Source organism: Streptomyces sp. NPDC026377 (assembly GCF_055567715.1).
In genome coordinates this window covers 1-26,200 of record NZ_JBVHPV010000015.1, presented here as the reverse complement: position 1 = coordinate 26,200, position 26,200 = coordinate 1, and the positions used below count along the sequence as shown (strand labels likewise).

Annotated in this window: 22 protein-coding genes; 12 read left to right on the top strand and 10 right to left on the bottom strand. The window is 73.2% G+C overall.

From position 1 onward, the window contains the following. Positions 1–73 precede the first annotated feature (73 nt). Positions 74–1,648 (top strand): MDR family MFS transporter, encoded by a 1,575-nt coding sequence (locus tag ACZ4MU_RS26765; RefSeq protein WP_467881441.1) that lies wholly within the window; start codon positions 74–76, stop codon positions 1,646–1,648. Positions 1,649–2,195: 547 nt separating this feature from the next. Here the strand turns inward: ACZ4MU_RS26765 and cseC are convergent. The 6 genes from cseC to ACZ4MU_RS26735 form a co-directional block, all read right to left on the bottom strand. After that, positions 2,196–3,590: a two-component system sensor histidine kinase CseC gene (gene cseC / locus ACZ4MU_RS26760; protein ID WP_467881440.1), complete on the bottom strand. Its 1,395-nt coding sequence runs from the start codon at positions 3,588–3,590 to the stop codon at positions 2,196–2,198. Positions 3,591–3,613: 23 nt separating this feature from the next. After that, positions 3,614–4,318 (bottom strand): two-component system response regulator CseB, encoded by a 705-nt coding sequence (cseB, locus tag ACZ4MU_RS26755; protein ID WP_467881438.1) that lies wholly within the window; start codon positions 4,316–4,318, stop codon positions 3,614–3,616. A 92-nt stretch (positions 4,319–4,410) separates the two neighbouring features. Further along, a complete protein-coding gene (locus ACZ4MU_RS26750) occupies positions 4,411–5,010 on the bottom strand; it encodes a hypothetical protein (protein ID WP_467881436.1) in 600 nt (199 codons plus the stop codon). A 41-nt stretch (positions 5,011–5,051) separates the two neighbouring features. Then, complete coding sequence (locus ACZ4MU_RS26745) at positions 5,052–5,660, bottom strand: SigE family RNA polymerase sigma factor (protein ID WP_467881435.1); 609 nt, start codon at positions 5,658–5,660, stop codon at positions 5,052–5,054. A 356-nt stretch (positions 5,661–6,016) separates the two neighbouring features. Then, positions 6,017–6,928 (bottom strand): HhH-GPD family protein, encoded by a 912-nt coding sequence (locus ACZ4MU_RS26740; RefSeq protein ID WP_467881434.1) that lies wholly within the window; start codon positions 6,926–6,928, stop codon positions 6,017–6,019. Positions 6,929–6,980: 52 nt separating this feature from the next. Beyond that, complete coding sequence (locus tag ACZ4MU_RS26735; protein ID WP_467881432.1) at positions 6,981–7,595, bottom strand: phosphatase PAP2 family protein; 615 nt, start codon at positions 7,593–7,595, stop codon at positions 6,981–6,983. Positions 7,596–7,707: 112 nt separating this feature from the next. On the opposite strand from ACZ4MU_RS26735, the gene ACZ4MU_RS26730 reads away from it, so the two are divergent. Further along, positions 7,708–8,586 carry a hypothetical protein gene (locus tag ACZ4MU_RS26730; protein WP_467881430.1) on the top strand — a complete coding sequence of 293 codons (879 nt, stop codon included), beginning with the start codon at positions 7,708–7,710 and terminating at the stop codon, positions 8,584–8,586. A gap of 351 nt (positions 8,587–8,937) precedes the next feature. On the opposite strand, the gene disA is transcribed toward ACZ4MU_RS26730, so the two are convergent. Together disA and radA are read right to left on the bottom strand one after the other, a co-directional pair. After that, a complete protein-coding gene (gene disA / locus ACZ4MU_RS26725; RefSeq protein ID WP_467881428.1) occupies positions 8,938–10,062 on the bottom strand; it encodes a DNA integrity scanning diadenylate cyclase DisA in 1,125 nt (374 codons plus the stop codon). Between the two features lie 36 nt (positions 10,063–10,098). Beyond that, complete coding sequence (gene radA / locus ACZ4MU_RS26720) at positions 10,099–11,508, bottom strand: DNA repair protein RadA (RefSeq protein ID WP_358836337.1); 1,410 nt, start codon at positions 11,506–11,508, stop codon at positions 10,099–10,101. 239 nt (positions 11,509–11,747) lie between these two features. Between radA and ACZ4MU_RS26715 the strand changes: the two genes are divergently transcribed. Next, positions 11,748–13,436 (top strand): BACON domain-containing protein, encoded by a 1,689-nt coding sequence (locus ACZ4MU_RS26715; RefSeq protein ID WP_467881426.1) that lies wholly within the window; start codon positions 11,748–11,750, stop codon positions 13,434–13,436. Positions 13,437–13,459: 23 nt separating this feature from the next. Here ACZ4MU_RS26715 and ACZ4MU_RS26710 read toward each other — a convergent pair whose 3' ends face one another. Next, a complete protein-coding gene (locus ACZ4MU_RS26710) occupies positions 13,460–14,272 on the bottom strand; it encodes a DUF3109 family protein (protein WP_467881424.1) in 813 nt (270 codons plus the stop codon). A gap of 40 nt (positions 14,273–14,312) precedes the next feature. Here ACZ4MU_RS26710 and ACZ4MU_RS26705 point away from each other — a divergent pair, with 40 nt between their 5' ends. The 4 genes from ACZ4MU_RS26705 to ilvD all read left to right on the top strand — a co-directional run bounded on the left by ACZ4MU_RS26705 (position 14,313) and on the right by ilvD (position 18,982). Beyond that, complete coding sequence (locus tag ACZ4MU_RS26705; protein ID WP_467881423.1) at positions 14,313–15,245, top strand: Ppx/GppA family phosphatase; 933 nt, start codon at positions 14,313–14,315, stop codon at positions 15,243–15,245. Between the two features lie 103 nt (positions 15,246–15,348). Next, positions 15,349–16,164 carry a sugar phosphate isomerase/epimerase family protein gene (locus ACZ4MU_RS26700; RefSeq protein WP_467881421.1) on the top strand — a complete coding sequence of 272 codons (816 nt, stop codon included), beginning with the start codon at positions 15,349–15,351 and terminating at the stop codon, positions 16,162–16,164. Then, on the top strand, positions 16,161–16,799 hold the full coding sequence (locus ACZ4MU_RS26695; RefSeq protein WP_467881420.1) for a TetR/AcrR family transcriptional regulator: 639 nt from the start codon (positions 16,161–16,163) through the stop codon (positions 16,797–16,799). Before ACZ4MU_RS26700 ends, ACZ4MU_RS26695 begins: the two co-directional genes overlap by 4 nt. Positions 16,800–17,131: 332 nt before the next feature. Beyond that, complete coding sequence (gene ilvD, locus ACZ4MU_RS26690; protein ID WP_467881418.1) at positions 17,132–18,982, top strand: dihydroxy-acid dehydratase; 1,851 nt, start codon at positions 17,132–17,134, stop codon at positions 18,980–18,982. Positions 18,983–19,225: 243 nt separating this feature from the next. Here the strand turns inward: ilvD and ACZ4MU_RS26685 are convergent, their stop codons facing one another. After that, a complete protein-coding gene (locus tag ACZ4MU_RS26685) occupies positions 19,226–21,478 on the bottom strand; it encodes a protein kinase domain-containing protein (RefSeq protein WP_467881416.1) in 2,253 nt (750 codons plus the stop codon). 137 nt (positions 21,479–21,615) lie between these two features. Here ACZ4MU_RS26685 and ACZ4MU_RS26680 point away from each other — a divergent pair, with 137 nt between their 5' ends. The 5 genes from ACZ4MU_RS26680 (at position 21,616) to proC (ending at position 25,844) form a co-directional block, all read left to right on the top strand. Next, positions 21,616–21,915, top strand: coding sequence for a peptidase (locus ACZ4MU_RS26680; protein ID WP_467881414.1), 300 nt, complete (start codon positions 21,616–21,618; stop codon positions 21,913–21,915). 30 nt (positions 21,916–21,945) lie between these two features. After that, the gene (locus tag ACZ4MU_RS26675; RefSeq protein WP_467881412.1) at positions 21,946–22,425 is read left to right on the top strand and encodes a hypothetical protein; all 480 of its coding nucleotides are present in this window, start codon (positions 21,946–21,948) and stop codon (positions 22,423–22,425) included. A gap of 751 nt (positions 22,426–23,176) precedes the next feature. After that, positions 23,177–24,013, top strand: coding sequence for an ABC transporter ATP-binding protein (locus tag ACZ4MU_RS26670; protein WP_467881411.1), 837 nt, complete (start codon positions 23,177–23,179; stop codon positions 24,011–24,013). Next, positions 24,010–24,876 carry an ABC transporter permease gene (locus ACZ4MU_RS26665; protein ID WP_467881409.1) on the top strand — a complete coding sequence of 289 codons (867 nt, stop codon included), beginning with the start codon at positions 24,010–24,012 and terminating at the stop codon, positions 24,874–24,876. The genes ACZ4MU_RS26670 and ACZ4MU_RS26665 overlap by 4 nt, the downstream gene beginning before the upstream one ends. Positions 24,877–25,034: 158 nt before the next feature. Further along, on the top strand, positions 25,035–25,844 hold the full coding sequence (proC, locus tag ACZ4MU_RS26660) for a pyrroline-5-carboxylate reductase (protein WP_467881407.1): 810 nt from the start codon (positions 25,035–25,037) through the stop codon (positions 25,842–25,844). Positions 25,845–26,200 lie beyond the last annotated feature (356 nt).

The window sequence follows — 26,200 nt, the reverse complement described above, 5'->3', positions numbered from 1 at the left end:
GTAGGGGGTCTACTTTCCCCGAGTGTAGTAACTAGCCGGGCGGCAAGTAAGTGTGGGGCAGGGAGTGGGAGAGATGGCACAACAGATTCAGCCGGAGGCCGGCGGGGCCGCGGCTCCGGAGACGGGACCCAAGCAGCGCAGCGTCCGCGTGGTCCTGCTGGCCCTGATGATCGCGATGCTCCTCGCGATGCTCGACAACATGATCGTCGGCACCGCGATGCCCACCATCGTCGGTGACCTGGGCGGGATGGCCCATCTGTCCTGGGTCGTCACCGCCTACACCCTGGCCACCGCGGCCTCCACGCCCATCTGGGGCAAGCTCGGCGACATGTACGGGCGCAAGGGCGCCTTCCTCGCCTCCATAGTCGTCTTCCTCGCGGGTTCCGCGCTCAGCGGCATGGCCCAGGGGATGGGCCAGCTGATCGGCTTCCGGGCGATCCAGGGCCTCGGCGCCGGCGGCCTGATCGTCGGGGTCATGGCGATCATCGGTGAGCTGATACCGCCACGGGAGCGGGGCAAGTACCAGGGCATGATGGCCGGTGTCATGGGCATCGCCATGATCGGCGGCCCGCTGGTCGGCGGCTCCATCACCGACCACCTCGGCTGGCGCTGGTCCTTCTACATCAACCTGCCGCTCGGCGCGGTCGCGCTCGCGATGGTCACCGCTGTCCTCCACCTCCCGAAGAAGACGTCCAAGCCGAAGATCGACTACCTCGGTACGGTGCTGCTGACCGTCGGCATCACCGCGATCGTGCTGGTCACCACGTGGGGCGGGACGGAGTACGCCTGGGGCTCGGCCCGGATCATGGAGCTGATCGCGCTCGGCGTGGCGTCCCTGGTCGGCTTCTTCTTCGTCGAGACCAAGGCGGCCGAGCCCATCGTGCCGCTGCACATCTTCCGCAGCCGCAACTTCTCGCTGATGGCGACGATCGCCTTCATCACCGGCTTCGTGATGTTCGGCGCGGTCCTCTTCCTCCCGCTCTACCAGCAGTCGGTGCAGGGCGCGTCCGCGACCAACTCGGGTCTGCTGCTGCTCCCGATGCTGATGTCGATGACGGTCGTCTCGCTCTTCGCGGGCCGCGTCACGACGTCGACCGGCCGCTACAAGGCGTTCCCGATCGTCGGCAGCATCCTGATGGTGGCGGGCCTCTACCTCCTGTCCACCATGGACACCGGCACCACCCGCCTCACCTCCGGCCTGTACATGGCGGTGCTCGGCGCGGGCATGGGCTGCCTGCTCCAGATCACCATGCTGGTCGCGCAGAACAGCGTCGAGATGAAGGACATCGGCGTCGGCTCCTCCACGAGCACGCTGGCCCGTACGCTCGGGTCCTCCTTCGGCGTGGCGATCATGGGCGCGCTCTTCAACAGCCGGGTCCAGGACGAGATGTCGGCGCGGGGCGGGGCCGGGGTCACCCAGCAGTCCGCCCAGCTCGACGCGGCGAGCCTGGCGAAGCTGCCGGCGCCGCTGCGGGAGGCGTACCAGCACGCGGTGTCCTCCGGGACGCACGGGGCGTTCGTCCTCGGGGCGGCTGTGGCGCTGGGGGCGGTGGTGGCTTCTCTGTTCGTGAAGGAGGTGCCGTTGCGGGGGGCGGGGCCGGATGCGGCTTCTGTCCCGGCTGCGGTGCCGGTGCGCGAGCGGGTGTGACCCTGACGGCCCCCGGAGCACGCCCTCCGGGGGCCGTCGTGTTGCCACGGGCGGATTCCCCCACCCCGCCCCTTCCCTAAACCCTCCGGGGGCGGGCTGCGCCCCGGCCCCCCTCCCGGGGGTGCGGTGTCTGTCTGCGAGCCGCGGAGGGCTGGTCGCGCAGTTCCCCGCGCCCCTTGGGCGACTGGGGGTTCGGGGATGCCTCCGGGGTCCTTGTGGGCCCGCTGTTCATGTCCGCGTCCCCTGCTCGCGTACGCCATCGGGGCTGCGGCCTTTCGGGTCGCTCGGCTCAGGGTCGCTGGCACGGCCGTGGGTGGGGGCGTGGAGGGGTGTCCCCGCAAGGAGGAGCGCATCAGTGGGTGTCGTCGGCGTGGAGGCCGCGCGCGCGACGAGAGAGGAGATACCCCTCCACGCCCCCACCCACCCCACCACCGGGCGGGCGCCACCCCCACCGAAGCCGCTGTTGCGCCGCAGGCACCCACCCACCGGGCCGGGCGCAAACCCACCGGACCCCAGCCCGCAGCCCCCACCAGACCCGCCCCGCCACCTACCCCTGCGGCGGCAGCACCGGAAAGCTCCCCGTCCCCGTGGGCGCGTGTTCCGGGAGCCAGAGGACCGCGATCGCGCCTCCTGCCGCGCCCGCACCCGCACCCGAACCCGCGCCCGCACCCGCCCCCGGACCGGAACCGTAACCGGAACCGGGGCGGGGGCCGGAAACGGCCCCGCCCCCCACCCCCTCCGGCGCCGCGTTCCGAAACGTCAGCCGCGCCCCCAGCACCCGCGCCTGTCCCGCCGCGATCGTCAGCCCCAGGCCGTGCCCGTGCCCAGCCCGGTCGCTGCTGCCCGTACGGAACCGGCTCGGGCCCTCCCGCAGCAGGGCCTCCGGGAACCCGGGCCCGTGGTCGCGGACCCGTACCACCCGGCCCTCCACTGTGACCTCCACCGGCCCCCGCCCATGCTTCGCCGCGTTCCCCAGCAGATTCCCCAGGATCCGCTCCAGCCGCCGGGGATCGGTGTTGACCCACGACTCGTGGACGACCCGGACCGTCACATCGGGGTCCAGCAGCGCGACCCGGCGGCTCACGAAGTCGCCCAGCGCGATCTCCTGGAGCTCCGCCCGCTCCGACGCGCTGTCCAGCCGCGCCACCTCCAGCACGTCCTCCACCAGCGTCCGCATCGCCTGGGCCCGGTTGCGTACGAGCTCGGTCGGGCGGCCGGGCGGCAGCAGCTCGGCGGCCGTCAGCAGCCCCGTCACCGGCGTACGCAACTCGTGCGCGATGTCCGCCGTCACCCGGCGCTCCGCCTCCAGCCGCTCCTGGAGCGCGTCCGTCAGCGCGTCCACCGCCCGCGCCAGCTCATCGGTCTCGTCCCGGACGACCCCGCCGATGGCGTCCCGTACGCGTACGTCCGTATGCCCCTCGGCCACCTTCGTCGCCGCCGCTGCGGCCTTCCGCAGCCGCCGCGAGATCTGCCCCCCGATCAGGATGCCGAGCGCGCACCCCCCGAACACCACCGCCACCGATCCGATCACCAGCGCCCGGTCGAGGTCGGAGATGACGTTGGAACTGCGGTCGGTGAACGTGCTGTGCAGCGACAGGACGTCACCGTTGCCGACCGGCACGGCCGCCCAGATGTCCGGCACCCCGCTCTTCGGCTCCTGCACGGACGTGGCCTTGCGGCCCCGGTCGGTCTTGGCCTTCAGATCGGCCGGCAGCGCCGGGTCGTTGAGCTTCGCGCCGAACCGGGTCTGCTTGCTCGTCTCGTAGATGCGCTGCGCGAACAGCACCCGGTCGAGCTGGAGGTCGCGCGCGTTGTCGAGCATCGAGACCCGCGCCGCGTTGTGCACCACGAGGCTGAGCGCCATCACGGTCAGCGCCCCGACGGCGGTGATGGCGATACTGATCTTCCAGCGGACGCCGGTCCGCAGAGCGGGCCGCCTCACTCGCCCCTCATGCCTTCCGCCCCTCACGCCTTCAGTTTGTAGCCGAAGCCACGCACGGTCTCGATCCGGTCCTGGCCGATCTTCGTGCGCAGCCGCTGCACATGGACGTCGACCACCCGTGTGTCACCGCCCCAGCCGTAGTCCCACACCCGCTCCAGGAGCTTGTCGCGGGAGAGCACGGTACCGGGAGCCGAGGAGAACTCCAGGAGCAGCCGCATCTCGGTCGGGGTCAGGGCGACGGTCTCACCACCCCTGCGGACCTCCATGCCCTCGGTGTCGACCTCCAGGTCGCCGAAGGCGAGGACCCCGCCGTCGACGGACCCGTCCGCCTCGGCCGCGCCCGCACCGGCCCCGCCCGCGTGCCCGAAGCGCCGCAGCACGGCACGGATACGGGCGACGAGCACGGCCCCGTCGAACGGCTTGGTCACGTAGTCGTCGGCGCCGGCCTCCAGGCCGAGCACCACGTCGATGGAGTCCGCGCGCGCGGACAGCATGATCACCGGCACGGTCGACTCGTCGCGGATGCGGCGGCACAGGCTCACCCCGTCCAGCCCCGGCAGCATCACGTCCAGCAGGGCGATGTCGGGCTGGTCGGCGCGGAAGGCCTCCAGGCCGGAGAGCCCGTCGGGCATGGCGGTCACGGTGAAGCCGTCGCGCTCCAGCGCGAGCTGGGTGGCTTCACGGATGACGTCGTCGTCCTCGACGAACAGGACATGGGTCTCGGCCATCGTGCTGCTCTCAGTTCCTCGACTTGCGCTTGCGCTGGTGCTGGTGCCTCGGCGGGCGGACGGTCAAACCCAACCACACCGGACCGCCCGGGTCAGGGCGAGGCCGGCATCGGCGCCTCGGTCCCCTCGTCGTTGCCGACGGCCTTGCTGAAGTCGTTCTCCACCTGGTCGTGCTTGGCGAACTTCGTCCCCGCCCAGCGGTAGGTCGTCACGATCTCGCTGGAGGCGAAGGCCGGCTTGTCGCCCTTGGCGTACATCTGCCGGGTCACCACCAGATCCCCCCGGTCGATCTCCGCGTAGACGGGCGCCTCTTCCGAGGTGAAGACATTGTCGTACGAGGACCCCTCCTCGCGGTACACATAGGAGCCGAGCCCCACCGCGTCCCCGCAGGTCATCACGTTGACGACCACGTCCTGGCCGACGGCGCCGGTGACGTGCCCGTAGCTGACGTCGATCGGGTACTCGTCCTTCACGCAGGGCTTCAGATCCGCCTTCACGCGCTCGCTGACCTTGGGGTCGGCCTTGAGCAGCCGTACGGCGTTGACCTTCTTGAAGGGCGCCTCGGTCGTGGCCTTGGGCGTCGGGGTGGCGTGGCTGACCTTGTCGGTGCGCGCCTCGCCCTCGTCGCGCGTGCCCGTGCCCCCGGTCGAGCAGCCCGCCGTGAGCAGGCCGAAGGCGGCGAGCCCGGCCATCGCCGTGGTTCCCGCCGCCAGTACGCCCCCTCTGCCTGTGCCTAGGCCGCGCACCGCTCCCGCCCCTTTTCGTCGTGCTCGCCCCGGCCGACCCGGCGGTCGGCCTGCCGGCCCACCCGGCCGACACGTCCATCAGCGTTGCCCAGAGCGTGGAAGTCAAGCTCGCGGCTCTCCAGCTCCTGACGGAGCCGGGCCAGCGCCCGGTGCAGCGTGCTCTTGACGGTACCCGCCGACATCCCGAGGGCCGCGGCGGTCTCCTCCGTGCTCATCTGCTCCCAGTGTCGCAGCACCACGACGCTGCGCTGCTTGGGCGCCAGGACCTTCAGTACGTCCATGAGGAGGGCGCGGTCGGCGCGCTGCTCGGAGCCGTCCTCGATGCGCGCGTCCGGCAGCTGCTCGGTGGGCACCTCCTCCAGCTTGCGGGCGCGCCACCACTCGGTCCGCGTATTGATCATCACGCGGCGCAGGTACGCGTCGGCGAGCGCCTTGTCGGCGATGCCGTCCCAGCGGCCGTAAGTGCGGGCCAGGGCGGTCTGGAGCAGGTCCTGCGCGTCGACCGGGTCCGGAACGAGCCGCCGGGCGCTGCGCAGCAGGGCCTCCTGCCGGGTGCGTACGTACTCTTCGAACTCGAGCACCTCGCCGTGCGCCATACCCAACCGCCTCCGTCCCCGTGACTTTCCCCGCTGGTCCTGCTTGCCCGACTGAACCTACGGAGCCGTTGTCACGGGCCTGTGCGGAGCAGCCGTCGGGGGACGCACGGTGAGCCATCGGTTGTGTAACAACGAAGGTTTGGGCTGTGTTTGCGCGGGGTAAGCGCGTGTTCCCGCGGTGACGGAGAGCTATCCCGCACAGGGTTTCTCCCCGGTCAACAGGCCCTGCCTGACCTGGAGTTCCGTCTCCGTGACACTCCGTCGGGAGCGGGGCTGGCCCGTCGCACACGACTGGGGCCCGGCCGTGACAAAGGCCGGACCGGCACCCGCCGTTCCGACCCGGCCGCCAGGCCGGATCAGGTCAGCGGCAGCCGGTACACGCCGTCCGCGAGCGGCTCCACGAGCCCGTCCGCGACCAGCCCGTCGAGCGCCCGGGCCCGCTGCACCGGCTCGTGCCACACCGCGTCCAGCGCCGCCTGCGGTACGGGATCGATCGCCTCGCGCAGCACGGCCAGCAGCTTGCCGCGCACCTGGCGGTCGGTCCCGGCGTACGTCTGGCCGCGGCGCGGGGGACCGTCGTGCGCGGGCTTGCCGGCCAGGCGCCAGGCGCAGCTCGCGGCGATCGGACAGCGCCCGCAGTCCTCGTTGCGGGCCGTGCACACCAGCGCGCCCAGCTCCATCGAGGCCGCCGCCCAGCGGGCCGCGCGGGCCTCGTCGTCGGGCAGCAGCGCACGGGCCAGGCGCCGCTCGGCGGCGGTGGTGGCGGTCGGCGGGTACTGCACGCCCGTCACGGCCCGCGCGAAGACCCGGCGGACGTTGGTGTCCAGGACCGGGTGGCGCTGTCCGTACGCGAAGGAGGCGACCGCGGCGGCCGTGTACTCGCCGATGCCGGGCAGCGCCAGCAGCTGCCCGTGGTCGCGCGGCACGTCACCGCCGTGCCGTTCCGTTATCGCCACCGCGGCCCCGTGCAGGCGCAGCGCGCGGCGCGGGTAGCCCAGGCGGCCCCAGGCGCGGACGGCCTCGCCCGGGGCGTCGGCGGCGAGGTCGGCGGGGCGCGGCCAGCGGGCCATCCACTGCTCGTACACCGGGAGCACCCGGCTCACGGGCGTCTGCTGGAGCATGAACTCGCTGACCATCACCCCCCAGGCACCGGCTTCGGGGCGGCGCCAGGGCAGGTCGCGCGCGTGCTGGTCGAACCACCCGAGGACGGGGGTGTGGAGAGCGTCGGGGGAGACCGTGTCGGGGTCGGTCGTCGGCATCGTCGTCATGGCACCCCCGATCCTGGCACGGAACGGGGGTGCGGCGGGTACGGCGGGCCGCTCAGCGGCGGGCGTGCAGCGGCGCGCCCGGCCCGGACAGCCACAGCGCGGCGCCGTTGCCGCTCGCCCGCATCGACTCGACGAGGGAGCGCACCGGGCGCGTACCGGCCTTGGCGAAGAGGACCGCGACGGCCGTACCGAGCAGCAGGCCGACCGCCACGTCGTGCGGGTAGTGCACGCCGACGTACACCCGCGAGAAGGCCATCGCCAGCGCCATCGGCACCGTCAGCGCCCAGATGCGCGGCCAGGCCAGCGCGAGGGCCACGGCCGCCCCGCCCGCGATGGTGGCGTGGTTGGACGGGAAGGACCAGTCGCCGTTGACCGGGCAGGTGATGAGGGAGGTGGCGGCGCCCTTGACCGCGCGGCAGGGGCGCTCCTCGACGACCAGCGTCTTGATCACCTCGCTGGAGATGTACGCGACAGCCGTCGCCAGCGGGGCGAGCAGCGCCAGCGCCATCGCCGTCGGGTCCGCCCGGCGTGCCCGCCACCAGCAGGCGACGAACAGCACGCCGAACAGGACCAGTCCCACCTCCGTCCAGAGCTCGACGAAGTGCTGCATCCACGAGGGCGTGTCGTGGGCGAAGTCGGTGATGTCGCGGTAGAGATCGCTATCCATGGTGACGGACAGTATGGAACATCGGCTTCCGGGATGATGATCCGGAAAAGTTGCGGAGGGCGAGCGGCGGGTGGGGCGGGAGTTGGGGCGGAACTCTCGTAGAGTTTCGCCCGTGGGATCTCTGCGCAATCCGGTCGGGCCGCTTCCCTCCTCCATCTACTGGCGACGGAGGGCAGTCGCGCTGTCCCTGCTCGCGCTGCTCGTGGTGGTGATCCTATGGGCCGTCAGTTCTGGTGGCGGGGGCGGCGGCAAGGGCGGCGGCAACGACAAGGGCGCCCACCCGGCCCCCTCGATCACGCCGGGGCCGGGCAGTTCGGGGCCGGCGATCAGTACGGCGCCGGGCGGCCGGGACGAGACCCCGGGCGCCTCCTCCTCGGGCGCGTCCGGCGGTTCCTCCTCCGCGGGCTCCTCCTCCGGCTCCGGCGGTACGGCGGGTTCTTCAGCCGACGGCGGCGGCAACGGGGGCGCGGACGGCGGGGGTTCGGGCTCCGGGGGCGGCGCGGGCGCCGTGGGCGGCGGCTCGTCGGGCGGTGGCGGTGGTGGCGGTGGCGGCGGTGGTACGGCGCGGCAGGTGCCCGCCGGGTCCTCGCTGCCGGTCTGCGCGCCGGGGCAGCTGAGGCTGACGGTCCACAGCCTGAAGAACGCCTACGCGCCCGGGGAGAAGCCGCAGGTCGTCATCTCCGTCGAGAACACGGCCGACTCCACCTGCAAGGCGGACCTCGGTCCCAAGGGGGCGGTCCTGGTGGTGACGGACTCCGGCGACGACAAGGTGTGGGCGTCGGACGACTGTGTCGGCGGGGCGGGGAGCGAGCTGTTCCAGGTGCCGGGGAAGGCTACGGTGACGCGGGTGGTGGCGTGGGACCGGACGCGGAGCGCGGCGCGCTGCGCGACCCCGGCGCCGGGGTCGCCCGCTCCCGGCACGTACCTGTTCGAGGTCCAGGCCACAGGCCTCCCGGTGGCCCGGGCCCCCTTCTCCCTCTCCAAGGACTGAGAAGCGGCCGGGCGGGGGCCGGCGGTCGGACGCGGACCGTGCTGGGTTACTCGCGCAGTTCCCCGCGCCCCTAGGGGGTTGGGGGCGCGGGGAACTGCGGGCTCAGCCACCCACGACCCGCAGTCGACGTCCGGGCCCTGAAGGGGCGCGGGGAACCGCGCGAGCAACCCCCACCGGCCCGCAGTCGAGGTCCCGGCCCACAAGGGGCGCGGGGAACTGCGCGGCCAGCCCGCCACCGGCCCCGCGGTCAGAGTCCCGGCCCTGGGCCGAAGCCCCGGCCGCCCGCCAGAGGGCTTTCGGGAAGGGGCGGGGTGGGGGAATCCGCCCCGGCCCCACCCCACCGCCCCCCACCTACACGTACCGCTCCAGAATCGAGGACTCCGCCAACCGCGACAGCCCCTCCCGCACGCTCCGCGCCCGAGCCTCCCCGACCCCGTCCACGGTCTGAAGGTCATCCACGGACGCCGCCAGCAGCTTCTGAAGCCCCCCGAAGTGCTCCACCAGACGCTCGATGATCGCCCCGGGCAGCCGGGGAACCTTGGCCAGGAGGCGGTACCCGCGGGGCGAGACCGCGGAGTCCAGCGTCTCGGGCGAGCCGCTGTAGCCCAACGCCCGCGCCACTATGGGCAGTTCGAGCAGCTCCGCGTGGGTGAGATCGTTCAGCTCCGTCAGCGCCTCCGCCACCGTCCGCGAGCGCTTCGCCGTCGGCTCGGGCACATAGTCCCGGACCACCAGCTCCCGCTCGGGCTCGACGCCCGCGATCAGCTCGTCCAGCTGGAGCGAGAGCAGCCGCCCGTCGGTGCCCAACTCCACCACGTACTCGGCGATTTCCGTGGCGATCCGGCGGACCATCTCCAGGCGCTGGGCGACCGCCGTGACGTCCCGGACCGTCACCAGGTCCTCGATCTCCAGGGCCGACAGCGTGCCGGCCACCTCGTCCAGGCGCAGCTTGTACCGCTCCAGCGTCGCCAGCGCCTGGTTGGCCCGCGAGAGGATCGCCGCCGACTCCTCCAGGACCCGGCGCTCCCCGTTCACGTACAGCGCGATCAGGCGCATGGACTGGGAGACCGAGACCACGGGGAAGTTGCACTGCTTGGAGACCCGGTCCGCCGTGCGGTGGCGGGTGCCCGTCTCCTCGGTGGGGATGCCCGCGTCGGGGACCAGCTGGACCCCGGCACGGTGGATCTTGGTGATGTCCTTGTCGAGGACCAGCGCCCCGTCCAGCTTGCACAGCTCGCGCAGCCGCGTCGCGGCGAACTCCACGTCCAGGACGAAGCCGCCCGTGCACATCGAGTCGACGGTCTTGTCGAGCCCGAGCACGATCAGACCGCCCGTGTTGCCCCGCAGGATGCGCTCCAGGCCGTCACGGAGTGCGGTGCCGGGCGCGACCGCGCTCAGCGCGGCCCGCATCAGCGCTTCGTTGCCGGAGCCTGTGCCGGACTTTCCGGATCCCGCTGCCCGGTCGTTGGCTGCCACTGCACTCCTCCGGTCGCAGACGTTCGACGGCAAAGTCTACCGGCGCTCCTCCTCCGCCCGTGGGGCCTCGGCCCGACGCCCGCGCGGCAGCACCCGCAGGGCGTCCCCCATGTCGGCGACTTCCGTGACCTTCATACCGGCCGGGACCTTCCCCGGGTCGGACGGCACCAGCGCGTGCGTGAAGCCCAGGCGGTGGGCCTCGGCCAGTCGGCGCTGGACGCCCGTGACCCTTCTGACCTCGCCCGCGAGCCCCACCTCACCGATCGCGACCAGGTTCTTCGGCAGCGGGGTGTCGCTCGCGGCCGACGCCAGCGCGAGGGCGATCGCCAGGTCCGCCGCGGGTTCGGAGAGCTTCACGCCGCCGACCGTGGCGCTGTAGATGTCGCGCTTGCCCAGCGCGGTGATCCGCCCGCGCTGCTCCAGGACCGCCAGCATCATCGAGACCCGGGAGGTCTCCAGGCCGGACGTGGTGCGCCGGGGCGAGGGGATCTGGGAGTCCACGGTCAGCGCCTGGACCTCGGCCACCAGGGGCCTGCGGCCCTCCAGGGTCACCGTCAGGCACGTACCCGGAACGGGCTCGTCCCGGCGGGTGAGGAAGAGGCCCGAGGGGTCGGTCAGGCCCGTGATGCCCTCGTCGTGCAGCTCGAAGCAGCCCACCTCGTCCGTCGCCCCGTACCGGTTCTTCACGCCGCGCACCAGGCGCAGGCGCGCGTGCCGGTCGCCCTCGAAGGAGAGCACCACGTCCACCAGGTGTTCGAGCAGACGCGGGCCCGCGATCGCCCCGTCCTTGGTCACATGGCCGACCAGGAGCGTCGCCATCCCGCGCTCCTTGGAGGCGCGGATCAGCGCGCCCGCCACCTCGCGCACCTGTGCCATGCCGCCGGGCGCTCCGTCGATCTCCGGAGAGGCCACGGTCTGTACGGAGTCGAGGACGAGCAGGGACGGCTTGACCGCGTCCAGATGGCCCAGGACCGCGGAGAGGTCCGTCTCGGCCGCGAGGTACAGATGGTCGTTGAGGGCGTTGATCCGGTCGGCCCGCAGCCGGACCTGGCTCGCGGACTCCTCGCCCGTCACGTAGAGCGTGGGGTGCTCCTCCCGGGCCGCCTTGGCGGCGACGTCGAGCAGCAGCGTGGACTTGCCGACCCCCGGCTCCCCGGCAAGCAGCACCACCGCGCCCGGCACGAGCCCGCCACCCAGGACGCGGTCCAGCTCGGCGACGCCGGTCGAGCGGGCGGTGGCCTGGCGGGCGTCCACCTGGCCGATCGGCAGGGCGGCGGTGGAGACCCGGCCCGCCGCCGTCGTCCGCACGGCGGGCGCGCCGTACTCCTCGACCGTCCCCCAGGCCTGGCACTCGGGGCAGCGGCCGAGCCACTTGGCGGTCGTCCAGCCGCATTCGGTGCAGCGGTAGGACGGCCGGTCCTTGGCGGATTTCGTACGGGTAGCCATGACGTCACCGTAGCGGCGCCCACTGACAGTCCCGACGGGTGGCGGTACCGCGCGGCCCGCGTCCACCGCCGAAGAGCGTTCCCCCGCAAGGGGGAAGGCAACGTTCCGCACCGGGGAAGGCAAGCCTCCGCGATGGAGGACACGGTTCCTGTCCCCTTTTGAGGGATACCTTCACCCGTAAGGAGTAAATGTGCTGAAGCGGCACCAAGGAGGCGGGATCCTGCGCCTACCTTCACCGGGTGAAGAGCAGCGGTCTGGATCACCCCACGCACACCACCGGCGCACACCGGGCGCAGCGCCGCGCGTCCCGGACGTTGACCCAGCGCCCGCCGGCGCGCTACGAGGCGTATCTCGACGGCCTGTTCACCTACTGCCTGTCCGTGCTCTGCGACCACGACGAGGCCGTCCACGTCCTCGGTGACGTCCTCGCCGTCTCCGAGCGCCAGCACGCGCGCTGCCCCGACACCGAGGCCGAGCGCAAGGCGTGGCTGTACGCGCTGGCGCGCTGGTCCTGTCTGCGCAAGCTCGCCGAGCGCAAACGGACCCGCAAGGGTGCCCACACCGGCCGCCCGCAGCCGTCCGAGCCCGATGCCGCCGCCTCCGTATCGCCCGAGGAGGCCGAGCGCCGGCGCCGCGAACTGGCGCTCCTCGCCTGGCCCGAGGCCGCCGGCACCACGCCCGAGCAGCGCGAGGCCCTGGAGCTCGCCGTCCGCCACCGGCTGGGCCCGCGCGAGGTCGCCTCCGTCCTCGGCATGAGCTACCCGGCCGCCCGCGAGCTGCTCGCGGCCGGCGCCTGCGAGGTCGAGCGGACCCGGGCCGCCCTCGCCGTCGTCGAGACCGGCGGCTGCCCCACCGTGGCCCGGCTCACCGGCGACCACCAGGTGCTGCTCTCGGCGGCCCTGCGTCGCGAGCTGGTCCGGCACGTCGACGACTGCCCGCGCTGCCGCCGCGCCGCCGAGCGCGCGGGCGCCGCCGGGCCCTGGCCAGGCTCCTCCGTCACCCCGGCCGCGCTGCCGCTGGCCGAGGCCCCGCGCGCGGCGGCGTACACGGCGATGCTCCACGTCCCCAGGACCCGCGGCGGCGCCCCCCGCTTCGACCGGTCCGGCTTCCCCATGGACCCCAAGGACCGGGCGGCCCGCCGGGACCGGCTGCGCGCGCGTGCCGTGACGACCACGGTGGTGGCCACCGTGGTGGCCGCGCCCGCCTTCGCGCTCTGGGCCGCCTACCGGGGCGCCCCCGCGACCGGCGAGTCCCCCGACGGCGCCAAGGTCACCGCCAGCGAGGCCGACAGCTCCGGCGGCCTGGAGGGCCTGCCGTACGAGCGCTACGAGAACGCGGGCAACGCCCGCACCGACTCCGACCCCCGCGCCGAACCCGGCAGCCGTCCCCCCGCCGACGTCTCCGTGGAGGTCGTCAGCCCCGGCTCCGCCAGCCCCACCGGGCCGGGCGAGCTCACCGTCTCGGCCCGCTCGCAGGGCGGCGTCACGGTCCTCACGCTCACCGCCAGCGGCGACGCCCCGGTGGACTGGTCGCTGTGGACGGACGCCCCCTGGCTCGTCTTCAGCGGCACCCGCGGGACGCTGGAGCCGGGCACAAGCGTCTCGGTGTACGTGTCGGTCGACCACGCGCGCGAACCGCGCGGCCACTGGTCGGCCCAGGTCGGCGTGCGGCCCTCGGGCGCGGTCGTCAGGATCACCGGCGTGGGACCCGGCACCCGGGCCATCCCGCCCGCCTCGCCCGACCCCGACCCCGACCCCGACCCCGGCACCCCGTCCGAGCCGGACCCGACCCCGCCGACGACGCCGCCCGACTCCCCGACGCCGACCAGCCCCTCGCCCACCCCGACCTCGCCGTCACCGACGCCGACGGCACCCACCACACCGCCGGACACCCCCGGCGGCACCGCGTCCCCGCCGCAGCCCTCGTGAGGCCGGGGCCGGGAGCGCGGCCCTCAACGGGCCGGGTCAGCCGGGTGCGGTGCCACCAGCGGCAGCGCGGAGGCGAGCCGCGCCTCGCACAGCCCCACCAGCACCTCGTACGCCTCCTTGCCCATCAGCTCGGTCAGCTCCGGCCGGTAGGTCACATAGACCGGCTCGCCCGCGCCGTGCGCCGAGGTCGCCGAGGTGCACCACCAGTGCAGGTCGTGGCCGCCAGGACCCCAGCCCCGCCGGTCGTACTCCCCGATGGAGATCTGGAGCACACGCGTCTCGTCCGGCCGGTCGATCCAGTCGTAGGTGCGGCGCACCGGCAGCTGCCAGCAGACGTCCGGCTTGGTCTCCAGCGGCTCCTTGCCCTCGCGCAGCGCCAGGATGTGCAGCGAACAGCCCGCGCCGCCCGCGAACCCGGGCCGGTTCTGGAAGATGCAGGAACCTTCCCACCTGCGGGTCTGCCGCTCGCCGTCGTCGTCGAGCTGGACCCAGCCGCTCTGCGTGCCCTCGTCGTGGAACTGCCACAGCTCCGGCGTGAGCCGCGCCACGTGCGCCGCCACGCGCTTCTCGTCGTCCTCGTCCGAGAAGTGCGCGCCGAGCGTGCAGCAGCCGTCGTCCGCGCGGCCCGCCTGGATGCCCTGGCAGCCGCTGCCGAACACACACGTCCACCGCGAGGTCAGCCACGTCAGATCGCAGCGGAAGACCTGTTCGTCGTCGGCGGGGTCGGGGAACTCCACCCACGCGCGCGGGAAGTCGACCCCCTGCTCGTCCGTCTGCTGTCCGGGAGTCCTGGGGGGCTTGGCTTTGCCCGGCTTCGCCTTTTTCGTCTTTGGCACGGGACAAGCGTATGTCCGCGACCGCAGTAGCGTTCAGCTCATGAGACTCGGAGTCCTCGATGTGGGGTCGAACACGGTTCACCTGCTGGTGGTGGACGCGCACGCCGGTGCCGCGCCGCTGCCCGCGTACTCGCACAAGGCCGAGCTGAGGCTCGCCGAACTCCTCGACGAGGACGGGGCGATCGGACCGGAGGGCGTCGACCGGCTGGTGGCCACGGTCAGCACCGCGCTGATCGCGGCCGAGGACAAGGGCGTCGAGGAGATGCTCCCCTTCGCCACCTCGGCGGTGCGCGAGGCCAGCAACGCCGACCTGGTGATCGGCCGGGTCAAGGAGGAGACCGGGGTCGACCTCGGCGTCCTGTCCGGCGAGGAGGAGGCCCGCCTCACCTTCCTGGCGGCCCGCCGCTGGTACGGCTGGTCGGCCGGGAAACTGCTGCTCCTGGACATCGGCGGCGGCTCCCTGGAGGTCGCGTACGGGATCGACGAGGAGCCGGTCGCGGCCGTGTCGCTGCCCCTGGGCGCCGGCCGGCTCACCGCCGCCTGGCTGCCCGGCGACCCGCCCGACCCCTCCGACGTACGGGCCCTGCGCCGCCACGTCCGCGCGCAGATCGCCCGCACGGTCGGCGAGTTCGCCCGCACCGGCTCCCCGGACCACGTGGTCGCCACCTCCAAGACCTTCAAACAGCTCGCCCGGATCGCCGGCTCCGCCCGCTCCACCGAGGGCGTGTACGTCCAGCGCACCCTGAGCCGCAGGTCGCTGGAGGAGTGGGTGCCCAAGCTCGCCGCGATGACCACCGAGCAGCGCACCAGGCTGCCGGGCGTCTCCGAGGGCCGGGCGCGCCAGCTGCTCGCGGGGGCGCTGGTGGCCGAGGGGGCGATGGACCTGTTCGGCGTGGAGGAGCTGGAGATCTGCCCGTGGGCGCTGCGCGAGGGCGTGATCCTGCGCCACCTCGACCAGCTGCCGGTGGGATGACGCAGGGGGCGGCAGGGGCGTGGGAGGCGGCGCGGGCATCGGGTTCCGGCCGGGTGGACGGTCCGCCCGCGGCCCTTCCCACGGGTGCCCGTAGGCTGTCTCCGTGGCAGAACCAGTAGTGCGCATCCCGGATGCGAAGGTCGCCCTGTCGACGGCTTCGGTCTATCCGGAGTCGACGGCGACGGCCTTCGAGATCGCCGCACGCCTGGGGTACGACGGCGTCGAGGTCATGGTCTGGACCGACCCGGTCAGCCAGGACGTCGACGCCCTGCGACGGCTCTCGGACTACCACCAGGTGCCGATCCTGGCCGTGCACGCCCCCTGTCTGCTGATCACCCAGCGGGTCTGGTCGACCGACCCGTGGGTGAAGCTCCAGCGGGCGAGAGCCGCGGCCGAGAAGCTGGGCGCCTCCACCGTGGTGGTGCACCCGCCGTTCCGCTGGCAGCGCCAGTACGCCCGTGACTTCGTCACCGGCATCTGGCGGATGGCCGACGAGACGGACGTACGGTTCGCCGTCGAGAACATGTACCCGTGGCGCTACCGCGACCGCGAGATGCTCGCGTACGCACCCGACTGGGACGTCACCAAGGACGACTACCGGCACTTCACGGTCGACCTCTCGCACGCCGCGACCGCCCGCACCGACGCGATGGCGCTCGTCGACCGCATGGGCGACCGGCTCGCCCACGTCCACCTCGCCGACGGCAAGGGCTCCGCCAAGGACGAGCACCTCGTCCCGGGCCGGGGCAGCCAGCCGTGCGCCGAGCTCCTCGAAGGGCTCGCCCGCACCGGCTTCGGCGGGCACGTCGTCATCGAGGTCAACACCCGCCGGGCCATGTCCGCGGCCGAACGCGAGGCGGACCTCGCGGAGGCGCTCGCCTTCACCCGGCTGCACCTGGCGTCCAAGGTGCGCCGGTGACCGGATCCGCCCCCGCGTCCGCCTCCGCCCCGCGCCGCCGGGGCCGCCCCCCGCGCGCGGAGGCCGACAGCGGCCCCGGCACGCGCCAGCGCATCCTGGAGGCGGCCCGCGCCGAGTTCGCCGAGCGCGGCTACGACAAGACGTCGGTCCGCGGCATCGCCAAGGCGGCCGGGGTGGACGCGGCACTGGTCCACCACTACTTCGGCACCAAGGACGAGGTGTTCGAGGCGGCGGTGGAGATGACCCTGGAGCCGGTCCAGCTCGCGCCCGCGGTGGTCGGCGCCGGGGACTCCCTCGACGGCGTCGGCGAACGCATGGCCCGCTACTTCATCGAGGTCTGGGAGAACCCCGCCACGCGCGCGCAGCTCCTGGCGGTCTTCCGCTCGGCCCTCACCCACGAGGCGGCGGCGAAGGTCCTGCGCACCCTCGTCCTGCGTCGCGTCCTGGAGCGCGTCGCGGCGGAGCTGAAGGTCCCCGACCCCCGCTTCCGCGCGGAACTGGCGGCCTCCCACATGGTGGGGATCGCCGTCCTGCGCTACGTGATCAAGGTGGAACCGCTGGCGTCCACGGACCCGGAGGAGATCGTACGGATGGTGGCGCCGACGTTGCAGAGGTATTTGACGGACCCGGGGTGAGAGGGACGGGGCAGGGGCGCGGGCCTGTTCAGGGGTGCCGGGGCGCGGGGGCGCAGCCCCGCTGGGGGTGCGGGGGGCGAAGCCCCGCCCGGGGTCCGAGCGCGCAGCCCCCGGGAAACCCCCTCACCCCTTACCCCTCACCCCACCCCCGGAGGGTTTCCGGAAGGGGCGGGTAGGGGATCGCCCGCCGCAGGCGCCCCCCACCCGCAGGTGCCCGTATGCCGAACTGGCGTCCCGGCATCCGGACGAGCTGTCCGGATCCTGGAGTCGAGGCGTACGCTCGAAGCAGCCCGATCCGGCTTTCTGCCACTGGATGCTGAGGAGCGACCGCAATGCCCGAGCTGAGGTCCCGCACCGTCACCCACGGCCGCAACATGGCCGGCGCCCGCGCCCTGATGCGCGCCTCGGGCGTAGCCGGCGCGGACATCGGCAAGCCGATCATCGCCGTGGCGAACAGCTTCACCGAGTTCGTGCCCGGGCACACCCACCTCGCCCCGGTCGGCCGCATCGTCTCCGACGCGATCCTGGCCGCCGGCGCCGTCCCCCGCGAGTTCAACACCATCGCGGTCGACGACGGCATCGCGATGGGTCACGGCGGCATGCTCTACAGCCTCCCCTCCCGCGACCTGATCGCGGACAGCGTGGAGTACATGGTCGAGGCGCACTGCGCGGACGCGCTCATCTGCATCTCCAACTGCGACAAGATCACCCCGGGCATGCTGATGGCCGCGATGCGCCTCAACATCCCCACCGTCTTCGTCTCCGGTGGCCCGATGGAGGCCGGTCAGGCCACCCTCGTCGACGGGACCGTCCGCAAGCTCGACCTGATCGACGCCATGGTCGACGCCGCCAACGAGAAGATCTCCGACGCGGACGTCCTGCGCATCGAGGAGAACGCCTGCCCCACCTGCGGCAGCTGTTCGGGCATGTTCACCGCCAACTCGATGAACTGCCTCACCGAGGCCATCGGCCTGAGCCTGCCCGGCAACGGCTCGGTCCTCGCCACCCATACCGCCCGCCGCGCCCTGTACGAGAACGCGGCCCGCACGGTCGTCGACATCACCAAGCGGTACTACGAGGAGGACGACGCCTCCGTCCTGCCCCGCTCCATCGCCACGCGCGCGGCGTTCGAGAACGCCATGGCCCTCGACATCGCCATGGGCGGCTCCACCAACACGATCCTGCACCTGCTCGCCGCCGCGCAGGAGGCCGACCTCGCGTACGACCTCAAGGACATCGACGCCGTCTCGCGCCGCGTCCCCTGCCTGGCCAAGGTCGCGCCCAACCTGGCGCCCACGACCACGTACTACATGGAGGACGTGCACCGCGCCGGCGGCATCCCCGCCATCCTGGGCGAGCTCTACCGCGCGGGGCTGCTGAACGAGGACGTCCACACCGTCCACTCCCGCTCCATCAAGGAGTGGCTGGACGCCTGGGACGTGCGCGGCGGCTCGGCGACGCCGGAGGCCGTCGAGCTGTGGCACGCCGCTCCCGGCTGCGAGCGCTCGGCGACCGCGTTCTCCCAGTCCAAGCGGTGGGAGACGCTCGACACCGACGCGGCCAACGGCTGCATCCGCGACGCCGCCCACGCGTACTCCAAGGACGGCGGCCTCGCGGTCCTGCGCGGCAACCTGGCCGAGGACGGCTGCGTCGTGAAGACGGCCGGTGTCGACGAGTCCATCTGGACGTTCGAGGGCCCGGCCGTGGTCTGCGAGTCCCAGGACGAGGCGGTCGACAAGATCCTCCGTAAGGAGGTGAAGGAGGGCGACGTCGTCGTCATCCGGTACGAGGGCCCCAAGGGCGGCCCGGGCATGCAGGAGATGCTCTACCCGACGTCGTTCCTGAAGGGGCGGGGCCTCGGCAAGTCCTGCGCGCTGGTCACCGACGGCCGCTTCTCCGGCGGTACGTCGGGTCTGTCCATCGGCCACGCCTCGCCCGAGGCGGCGTCCGGCGGCACGATCGCCCTGGTCGAGGACGGCGACCGCATCCGCATCGACATCCCCAGCCGTACGATCGAACTCCTTGTCCCCGAGGCGGAACTGACGGAGCGACGGGCGGTGCTGGGCGGGGTGTACGCGCCGAGGTCCCGCGAACGCAAGGTGTCGGCGGCGCTGCGGGCGTATGCGGCGATGGCGACGAGTGCGGACCGGGGAGCGGTCCGGGACGTCACGAAGCTCCCCTGACCCCGCCCCCGCCGACGAAGCCCCCCCCTCCACAGCCCCCAAGCGGGGCTGTCCCCGGCCCAGGGTCAGGAGCCTTCGGCCCCACCCCCCCTGTTTGTCTGCGGACCGTGGTGGGTTGCTCGCGCAGTTCCCCGCGCCCCTAGGCAGCTAGGGGCGCGGGGAACTGCGCGCTCAGCCACCCACAACCCGCAGACGAACGCCACGGGTGGGCACAGCGGCACCCCGGCCGGGCGGGCCGCCCCCTCACCCCCCGCCCAGCGACCCCGCCCGCACCCCGAACACCACCCCGTCCGGTGCGCTCCCGTACACCACGGCACCCGCACCTGGACCGGCACCCACCCCCGCACCCGCACCAGCCCCCACACCCCGCAACACCGGCGCCGGCAGACTGGCCGCGAAGGTGTCGCGCCCCGAAGCCATCCGCGGCCCGGTCTGCCCCACCAGCACCCCCCGCCCCGCATCCACCCCCAGCAACCGCCCGTCCGACGCCGCCACATACACCCGGCCACCTCCCACCACCGGCCGGGACGCCCGCGCGGCCCCCGTCTCCAGGCGCCACAGCTGCGCACCCCGCCGGGTGTCCACCGCCAGCAGCGCCCCGCCCGCCCCGAACACGTACACGGTGTCCCCGTCGACCGCCGCCTGCGCCTGGTCGACGGGGGCGGGCAGCGGGGTTCGGCGGACCGGCCGGGCCGCGCTCGCGGTGTCCAGGCGTACGACCGCCGTCGTGAAGCTGTCCGCGTCCACCGCCAGCAGCGTGAGCGCGCCCCCGCTCGCCCCCACCGCCCCCAGCGAACCCGGCAGCCGCTTGGTCCACAGCACCTTCCCGGTGTCCGGCGCGACCGCGGTGACCAGGGAGGTCGCCCCGTCCTCGGCCACCGACACCGCGTACAGCGCGGCACCACCGGGCGCCGCTCCCACCATCCACTGCGCGTTCGCGGCGGCGGGCCGCCCCCGCCAGCGCTCCCGGCCGCTCGCGCTGTCGAGGCAGCGCACCTCACCGCCGCCGGTGGTGAACAGGACGGCCGTGTCACCGAAGGCGAGGGCCCCGTGCGCCGGGACCGGACGGGTCCAGCGCCTGGCGCCGGTCGCCGGGTCGAGGGCGTCGATCCGCCCCGCGCCCGGCGGCGCCACGAGGACGAGCCCGCCGGAGACCCGCGGCCGTCCGTCGTCCGCCACCCGCCCCGCCGCGCCCGTGGCCTTCACCGACCACAGCACCCGCCCGCTCGCCGGATCGAGCCGCGCCGCGGTGACCCCGGGAGCGGCGCAGTACAGCGCCCCGCCGCCGAGGGAACAGGCCGGCATACGGTTCCCGCTCCCGCGCCCGGCGAGCGGCACGGCCCACGGCGTGAACGCCCGCCCCGCCCCAGCCGTCGGCGCCACCTTCCGCGGCCGCCCGCCGTCCCCACCGTCCCCGCCCCCGGCCATCCGTACGCCCACCACCGCACCCGCGGCCACCGCCACCAGCGCGGCACCGGCGGCGGCCCACCGCAGCCGCCGGCGCGCCGCCCGCAGGGGAGCGGCCGAGGACGCCCCGGCGGCCTCCCGCCGATGGGTCGGCACGTCGCAGCCGTCCCGCTCCCCGTCCGGCCATGGCCGCCCCGGCACCTTCTCCACCGGGTTGCTGAAGCGCTGGGTCGGGATGAAGGCCTCGGTCCCGTACGCCGCCGAGCGCAGCTCCGCCATCAGCTCGTCCGGTGTGGGCCGGTCCTCGGGCTTCTTGGCGAGACAAGCGCTCAGCACCGGAACGAGGTCATCGGGAACCCCGCTCAGATCGGGCTCGTTGTGAACGACCTGGTACGCCACGATGTAATGGCTCTCGGAGTCGAACGGCCCGTTCCCCGTCGCCGCGTGCACCAGCACCGCGCCCATCGCGAAGACATCGGCGGCCGGACCGACCTCGCGCGGCGCCTGGAACTGCTCCGGCGCCATGAACGGCGGCGTGCCGATCAGCTTCCCGGTCTCGGTGCGCAGATCGCTGTCGTACGGGCGCGAGATGCCGAAGTCGATGACCTTCGGCCCGTCGGCGGCGAGCAGCACATTGCTCGGCTTGAGGTCGCGGTGGACGACCCCGGCCCGGTGGATGTCCCGCAGCGCCTCGGCGAGCCCGGCGCCCAGCCGCCGTACCCGCGCGGCATCGAGCGGCCCGTTCCGCTTCACTTCCTCGGCGAGGGTGGGCCCGGGGATGTAGAGGGTGGCCATCCAGGGCCGCGCGGCCGCCGTGTCGGCGTCGACGACGGACGCGGTGAACGCACCGCTCACCCGCCGCGCGGCCGACACCTCCTGCCGGAACCGCGCCCTGAACTCCGGGTCCTTGGCGTGCTCGGCGTGGACGACCTTGACGGCCAGCCGCAGGCCGGAGGCGGACGTGGCCAGATGGACCACACCCATGCCGCCGGAACCGAGCGTCGACTCCAGCAGATACTGCCCGGCGTACTCCGGTACCCCCGGACGTTCCGCTTCCGGGCCCGGCCCCGTGCTGCGCAACGGCGGCATCCCCCACCCCCGTGTGTTCGTCCCCGAGCGCGACGCTCGGAGCCTAGTCGATGATGCGTGCGAGACCCGAGGGGCTTGCTAGCCTGCGGGTCGCGTGCGTGGCGTACGCGGAGTGACGGTGACGGGGGAGGCCAGACATGGCTACGGACGAGCTCGCGGGCGTGCAGAGTGAGCAGAGCGAGACGACGACGAAGCGGTACCCGGTGGCGCCGGGCGTACAGCTGAACGTCCGCAGCGGCCCCGGCACCGGGTACCCGGTGGTCAAGGTGCTCCCCACGGGGGTGAGCGTCCCGATCAACTGCCAGTGCCCCGGAACGACGGTCTCCGGTCCGTACGGCACGACGAACATCTGGGACAACATCGCCAACGGGCAGTACGTGTCCGACGCGTACGTACGGACGGGCAGCGTCGGATACGTGGCGGTCCGCTGCGGCTAGCCGCCCCCCGAGACCAGGGATAATCGAGCCATGAGCGACCAGAACGCCGGCGGTACGGGCGCGAGCGGCCCCGAGCCCGAGCCCATCCGCTTCTTCGGCACGACGTGGGTCGACCACGACGGCGGCTACGGTCTGCGCCGCGCCGGGGTGGCGCTCGGCGCCCTGGTGGCGGCGGTGGCGGCGTGCTTCGTCCTGCGCTTCGCGTACGAGGGCCTCCAGATCGCCGACACCGGCGCCTTCGTGACCGTCCTGGTCGTGGTGATGTTCGCGCTGTGCAGCGCGATGGCGTTCCGCAAGACGTGGGAGGGCTTCTCGGCCCGCCCCACCGACCCCGAACGCGAACGATCCCTCCAGGGCCTGAAGGCCATCGGCTTCGTAGGCTCCCTCCTGGCCTACGCCTTCCGAGCCCTGACCGAGGCCCCCGGCGAGTCCCTGCACCGCAGGGAGTACGAGGAGTCCCTGAAGCGCCACGAACGCAGGAGGGCCAAGAAAAGGCCGAAGAGGGGCTAGCCCCCTCCCCGACCACCCCCGACCCGGCCCCGCGCCCACACGCCACTACGGGTACGGGCCCACGCCCCGGCACGGGCCCACACCCCAGTACACATACCGGTACGGGCCCGCGCCCCGGTACGGAACCGCCCCGGCACCGGGAGTGCACCTCTACCCCCGGTGACTCGCCACTGGGCAAGGCTTACCCCATGCCCAGAACCTGCGGCCCGCCCGGCCCAACTCCGGGACCGCGCCCCCGAGCCCGCATCCACAGCCTGTGGACGACCTCCGAGAAGGTCCGCCGGGCCAGCCTTCCTTCGTCTGCGGGTTGTGCCGGGTTGCTCGCGCAGTTCCCCGCGCCCCAGAAGTGCCCGGTCTTCGTCTGCGGCTGGCCGCGGCTTGCTCGCGCGGTTCCCCGCGCCCTTGTCGGGTCGGGACTTTGTCTGCGGGTGGTGGTGGGCTGGTCGCGCAGTTCCCCGCACCCCCTCCGCCCTCCCCGGAGCAGCAGGGCACAGGGCCGCAGGCCCGTGCCTTCAGGGGCGCGGGGAACTGCGCGACCAGCCCCCACCGGCCCGCAGGTCACCACCGAGCGGGGCGCAGGGGCCGCAGGCCCCGCCAAGCCCCCGGGGACACAGCCCGGCAGCAACCCCACCCCCGGCCGCCCGCCCAGGGCTTTCGGGAAGGGGCGGGGCGGGGAGACCCCCACACCCCAGCCCCCACCAACGCCCACCCCTCCTTGACTCCCACCCCCACTCTCCGCAATATTCAGCACATGATGAATTACACCGCAGAGCCGAGCCCGACCCCGAACCACCCCACCCGTCCCCCCACCCCCACCCCCGCCCTAACCGCCCACTCCCTAACAGTCACCCGAGGCCCCCACCAGGTCCTGCAAAACCTCCACTTCACCACCCCCCAAGGCCGCATCACCGGCCTCCTCGGCCCCTCCGGCTGCGGAAAGTCGACCCTGATGCGGTCCATCGTCGGCACCCAGGCCAACGTCACCGGCACCCTCACCGTCCTCGGCCACCCCGCAGGCTCCCCGGCCCTGCGCCCCCGGATCGGGTACGTCACCCAATCCCCCTCCGTCTACGACGACCTGACGGTACGTCAGAACCTGGAGTACTTCGCCGCCGTACTCCACCCCGGCCACCCCCACCGCAAAACCCGCACCACCGCCGTGGACCGCGCCCTCACGGACGTCGCCCTCACCACCCACGCCGACACCCTCGCGGGCCGCCTCTCCGGCGGCCAGCGCAGCCGCGTCTCGCTCGCGGTCGCCCTGCTCGGCACCCCCGAGCTGCTCGTCCTCGACGAACCGACCGTCGGCCTCGACCCCGTCCTGCGCCGCGACCTCTGGAACCTCTTCCACGCCATCGCCGCCGACCGGGGCACCACGATCCTGGTCTCCTCCCACGTCATGGACGAGGCCGAGCGCTGCCATCACCTGCTCCTGATGCGCGACGGCCAAATCCTGGCCGAGGACACCCCCGAAGCCCTCCGCACCCGCACCGGCACGGCCACCGTCGAGGAGGCCTTCCTGACCCTCGTGGACGAGGCGGACCTCGACGCCCGCACCCCGCGCCCCCAGAAGGAGGCAGCCCGATGACGACCCCAACGCCAACCCCAACGCCGCCCCCGTCCCCCACAAGCACCACCACCCCCACAAGCACCACCACCCCCACCCGGCCGACAGCCCCCACCCCCCGACCCACCAAACCCCGAACCATCACGCCCACCCCCGCCCGCACCCTCGCCACCACCGCCCGAGTCCTCCGCCAGCTCCGCCACGACCCCCGCACCATCGCGCTCCTGGTCCTCGTCCCGGTCGCGATGATCACCCTGCTGCGGTACGTGTTCGACGCCTCGCCCCGCACCTTCGACGACATCGGCGCGTCCCTGCTCGGGATCTTCCCGCTGATCACGATGTTCCTGGTGACCTCGATCGCCACCCTGCGCGAACGCACCTCCGGCACCCTCGAACGCCTCCTCGCCATGCCGCTCGCCAAGGGCGACCTCATCGCGGGCTACGCCCTCGCCTTCGGCCTGCTCGCCGTCGTCCAGTCCGCCCTCGCCACCGGCGTCTCCCTGTGGATCCTGGGCCTGGACGTCCTCGGCTCCCCGTGGCTCCTCCTGCTGGTGGCCCTGCTCGACGCCCTCCTGGGCACGGCCCTCGGCCTCTTCGTCTCGGCCTTCGCGGCCTCCGAATACCAGGCGGTGCAGTTCATGCCGGCCGTGATCTTCCCGCAGCTGCTGCTCTGCGGCCTGCTCACCCCGCGCGACTCCATGCAGCCCGCCCTGCACGCCGTCTCCAACGCCCTGCCCATGTCGTACGCGGTCGACGCGATGACCCAGATCGTCCACCACCCCGACCCGACCACGACGTTCGCACGGGACATCCTGATCGTCGCCGCCTGCGCCCTGCTGGTCCTGGCCCTGGGCGCCGCGACCCTGCGCCGCCGCACCTCCTGAAGCGCGTACGGAACACGGCACCCCACCCCGTACCGCCCCTCGGACACCCCGCCCCCCACACCCCGCGCGGTGCGAGGATGACGAGGCCAGACCCGTACCAAGGAGAGCCAGAGCCTCCGCACCACGGAGAGACCCCGCACCACCCGGAGGGTGACCGCATGACCCACACCGTCGCAGTCCTCGGCACCGGCAAGATCGGCGAAGCCCTCCTGAGCGGGATGATCCGCGCCGGCTGGAACCCCGCGAACCTCCTGGTCACGGCCCGCCGCCCGGAACGCGCCGAGGAACTGCGCACCCGTTACGGCGTCGACTCCGTCAGCAACGCCGACGCCGCCAAGCGCGCCGACACCCTGATCCTCACCGTGAAACCCCAGGACATGGGCCGCCTCCTGGACGAGCTCACCCCGCACGTCGCCCCCGACCGCCTGGTCATCAGCGCCGCCGCCGGCATCCCCACCGCGTTCATCGAGGAACGGCTCGCGCCGAACACCCCGGTCGTCCGCGTCATGCCGAACACCCCCGTCCTCGTGGACGAGGGCATGTCCGTCATCAGCGCGGGCAGCCACGCGACCCCGACCCACCTCGCCCATACGGAGGAGATCTTCGGCGGCGTCGGCAAGACCCTGCGCGTCCCGGAGTCCCAGCAGGACGCCGCCACGGCACTCTCCGGCTCCGGCCCCGCGTACTTCTACTACCTGGTCGAGGCCATGACGGACGCGGGGATCCTGCTCGGCCTGCCGCGCGCCCAGGCCCACGACCTCATCGTGCAGGCCGCCATCGGCGCCGCCGTGATGCTCCGCGACAGCGGCGAACACCCGGTCAAGCTCCGCGAGGCGGTCACCTCACCGGCGGGCACCACGATCAGCGCGATCCGCGAACTGGAGAACCACGGCGTACGGGCCGCCCTGATCGCAGCCCTGGAAGCCGCCCGCGACCGCAGCCGCGAGCTGGCCTCGGGCAACGGCTGAGGCCTCCGCCCCGGACCACCCGTACGGCCCCCGGGCCGGGGTTGACACGTACTTGGCCCGTACGTAGTGTTCTCCGAGTTGTCCGACGTGAGCGCCGACTCCGGTCGGTCCCCGGACAGCCATTCCGCACCAACCACTTGATCCGCACGGCGGTCATCGCCGTTTCGTTTTTCGTGCGCTTTTGCGAAATGAGGAATCCGCGTTCGATAAGGACGCGGCCCCGATTGGCATCGGGGGCCGGGATTCCGCTAAAGTCTCACTCGTCGGAACGGCCCAACAGCCGGGAAGACAAACCGACTTGACCCGGGAGACCGGAAATCAGGCCCGAAAGGATCTGATAGAGTCGGAACCGCCGG

Excerpts from the sequence above, each read along its gene's own strand:
- ACZ4MU_RS26665 (WP_467881409.1), top strand. The coding sequence starts at position 24,010 with ATGACGACCCCAACGCCAACCCCAACGCCGCCCCCGTCCCCCACAAGC.
- ACZ4MU_RS26670 (WP_467881411.1), top strand. The coding sequence starts at position 23,177 with ATGATGAATTACACCGCAGAGCCGAGCCCGACCCCGAACCACCCCACC.
- ACZ4MU_RS26735 (WP_467881432.1), bottom strand. The coding sequence starts at position 7,595 with ATGGATAGCGATCTCTACCGCGACATCACCGACTTCGCCCACGACACG.
- ACZ4MU_RS26765 (WP_467881441.1), top strand. The coding sequence starts at position 74 with ATGGCACAACAGATTCAGCCGGAGGCCGGCGGGGCCGCGGCTCCGGAG.
- radA (WP_358836337.1), bottom strand. The coding sequence starts at position 11,508 with ATGGCTACCCGTACGAAATCCGCCAAGGACCGGCCGTCCTACCGCTGC.
- ACZ4MU_RS26675 (WP_467881412.1), top strand. The coding sequence starts at position 21,946 with ATGAGCGACCAGAACGCCGGCGGTACGGGCGCGAGCGGCCCCGAGCCC.
- cseB (WP_467881438.1), bottom strand. The coding sequence starts at position 4,318 with ATGGCCGAGACCCATGTCCTGTTCGTCGAGGACGACGACGTCATCCGT.
- ACZ4MU_RS26705 (WP_467881423.1), top strand. The coding sequence starts at position 14,313 with ATGAGACTCGGAGTCCTCGATGTGGGGTCGAACACGGTTCACCTGCTG.
- ACZ4MU_RS26745 (WP_467881435.1), bottom strand. The coding sequence starts at position 5,660 with ATGGCGCACGGCGAGGTGCTCGAGTTCGAAGAGTACGTACGCACCCGG.
- ACZ4MU_RS26685 (WP_467881416.1), bottom strand. The coding sequence starts at position 21,478 with ATGCCGCCGTTGCGCAGCACGGGGCCGGGCCCGGAAGCGGAACGTCCG.
- ACZ4MU_RS26740 (WP_467881434.1), bottom strand. The coding sequence starts at position 6,928 with ATGACGACGATGCCGACGACCGACCCCGACACGGTCTCCCCCGACGCT.
- ACZ4MU_RS26750 (WP_467881436.1), bottom strand. The coding sequence starts at position 5,010 with ATGGCCGGGCTCGCCGCCTTCGGCCTGCTCACGGCGGGCTGCTCGACC.
- ilvD (WP_467881418.1), top strand. The coding sequence starts at position 17,132 with ATGCCCGAGCTGAGGTCCCGCACCGTCACCCACGGCCGCAACATGGCC.
- ACZ4MU_RS26680 (WP_467881414.1), top strand. The coding sequence starts at position 21,616 with ATGGCTACGGACGAGCTCGCGGGCGTGCAGAGTGAGCAGAGCGAGACG.
- proC (WP_467881407.1), top strand. The coding sequence starts at position 25,035 with ATGACCCACACCGTCGCAGTCCTCGGCACCGGCAAGATCGGCGAAGCC.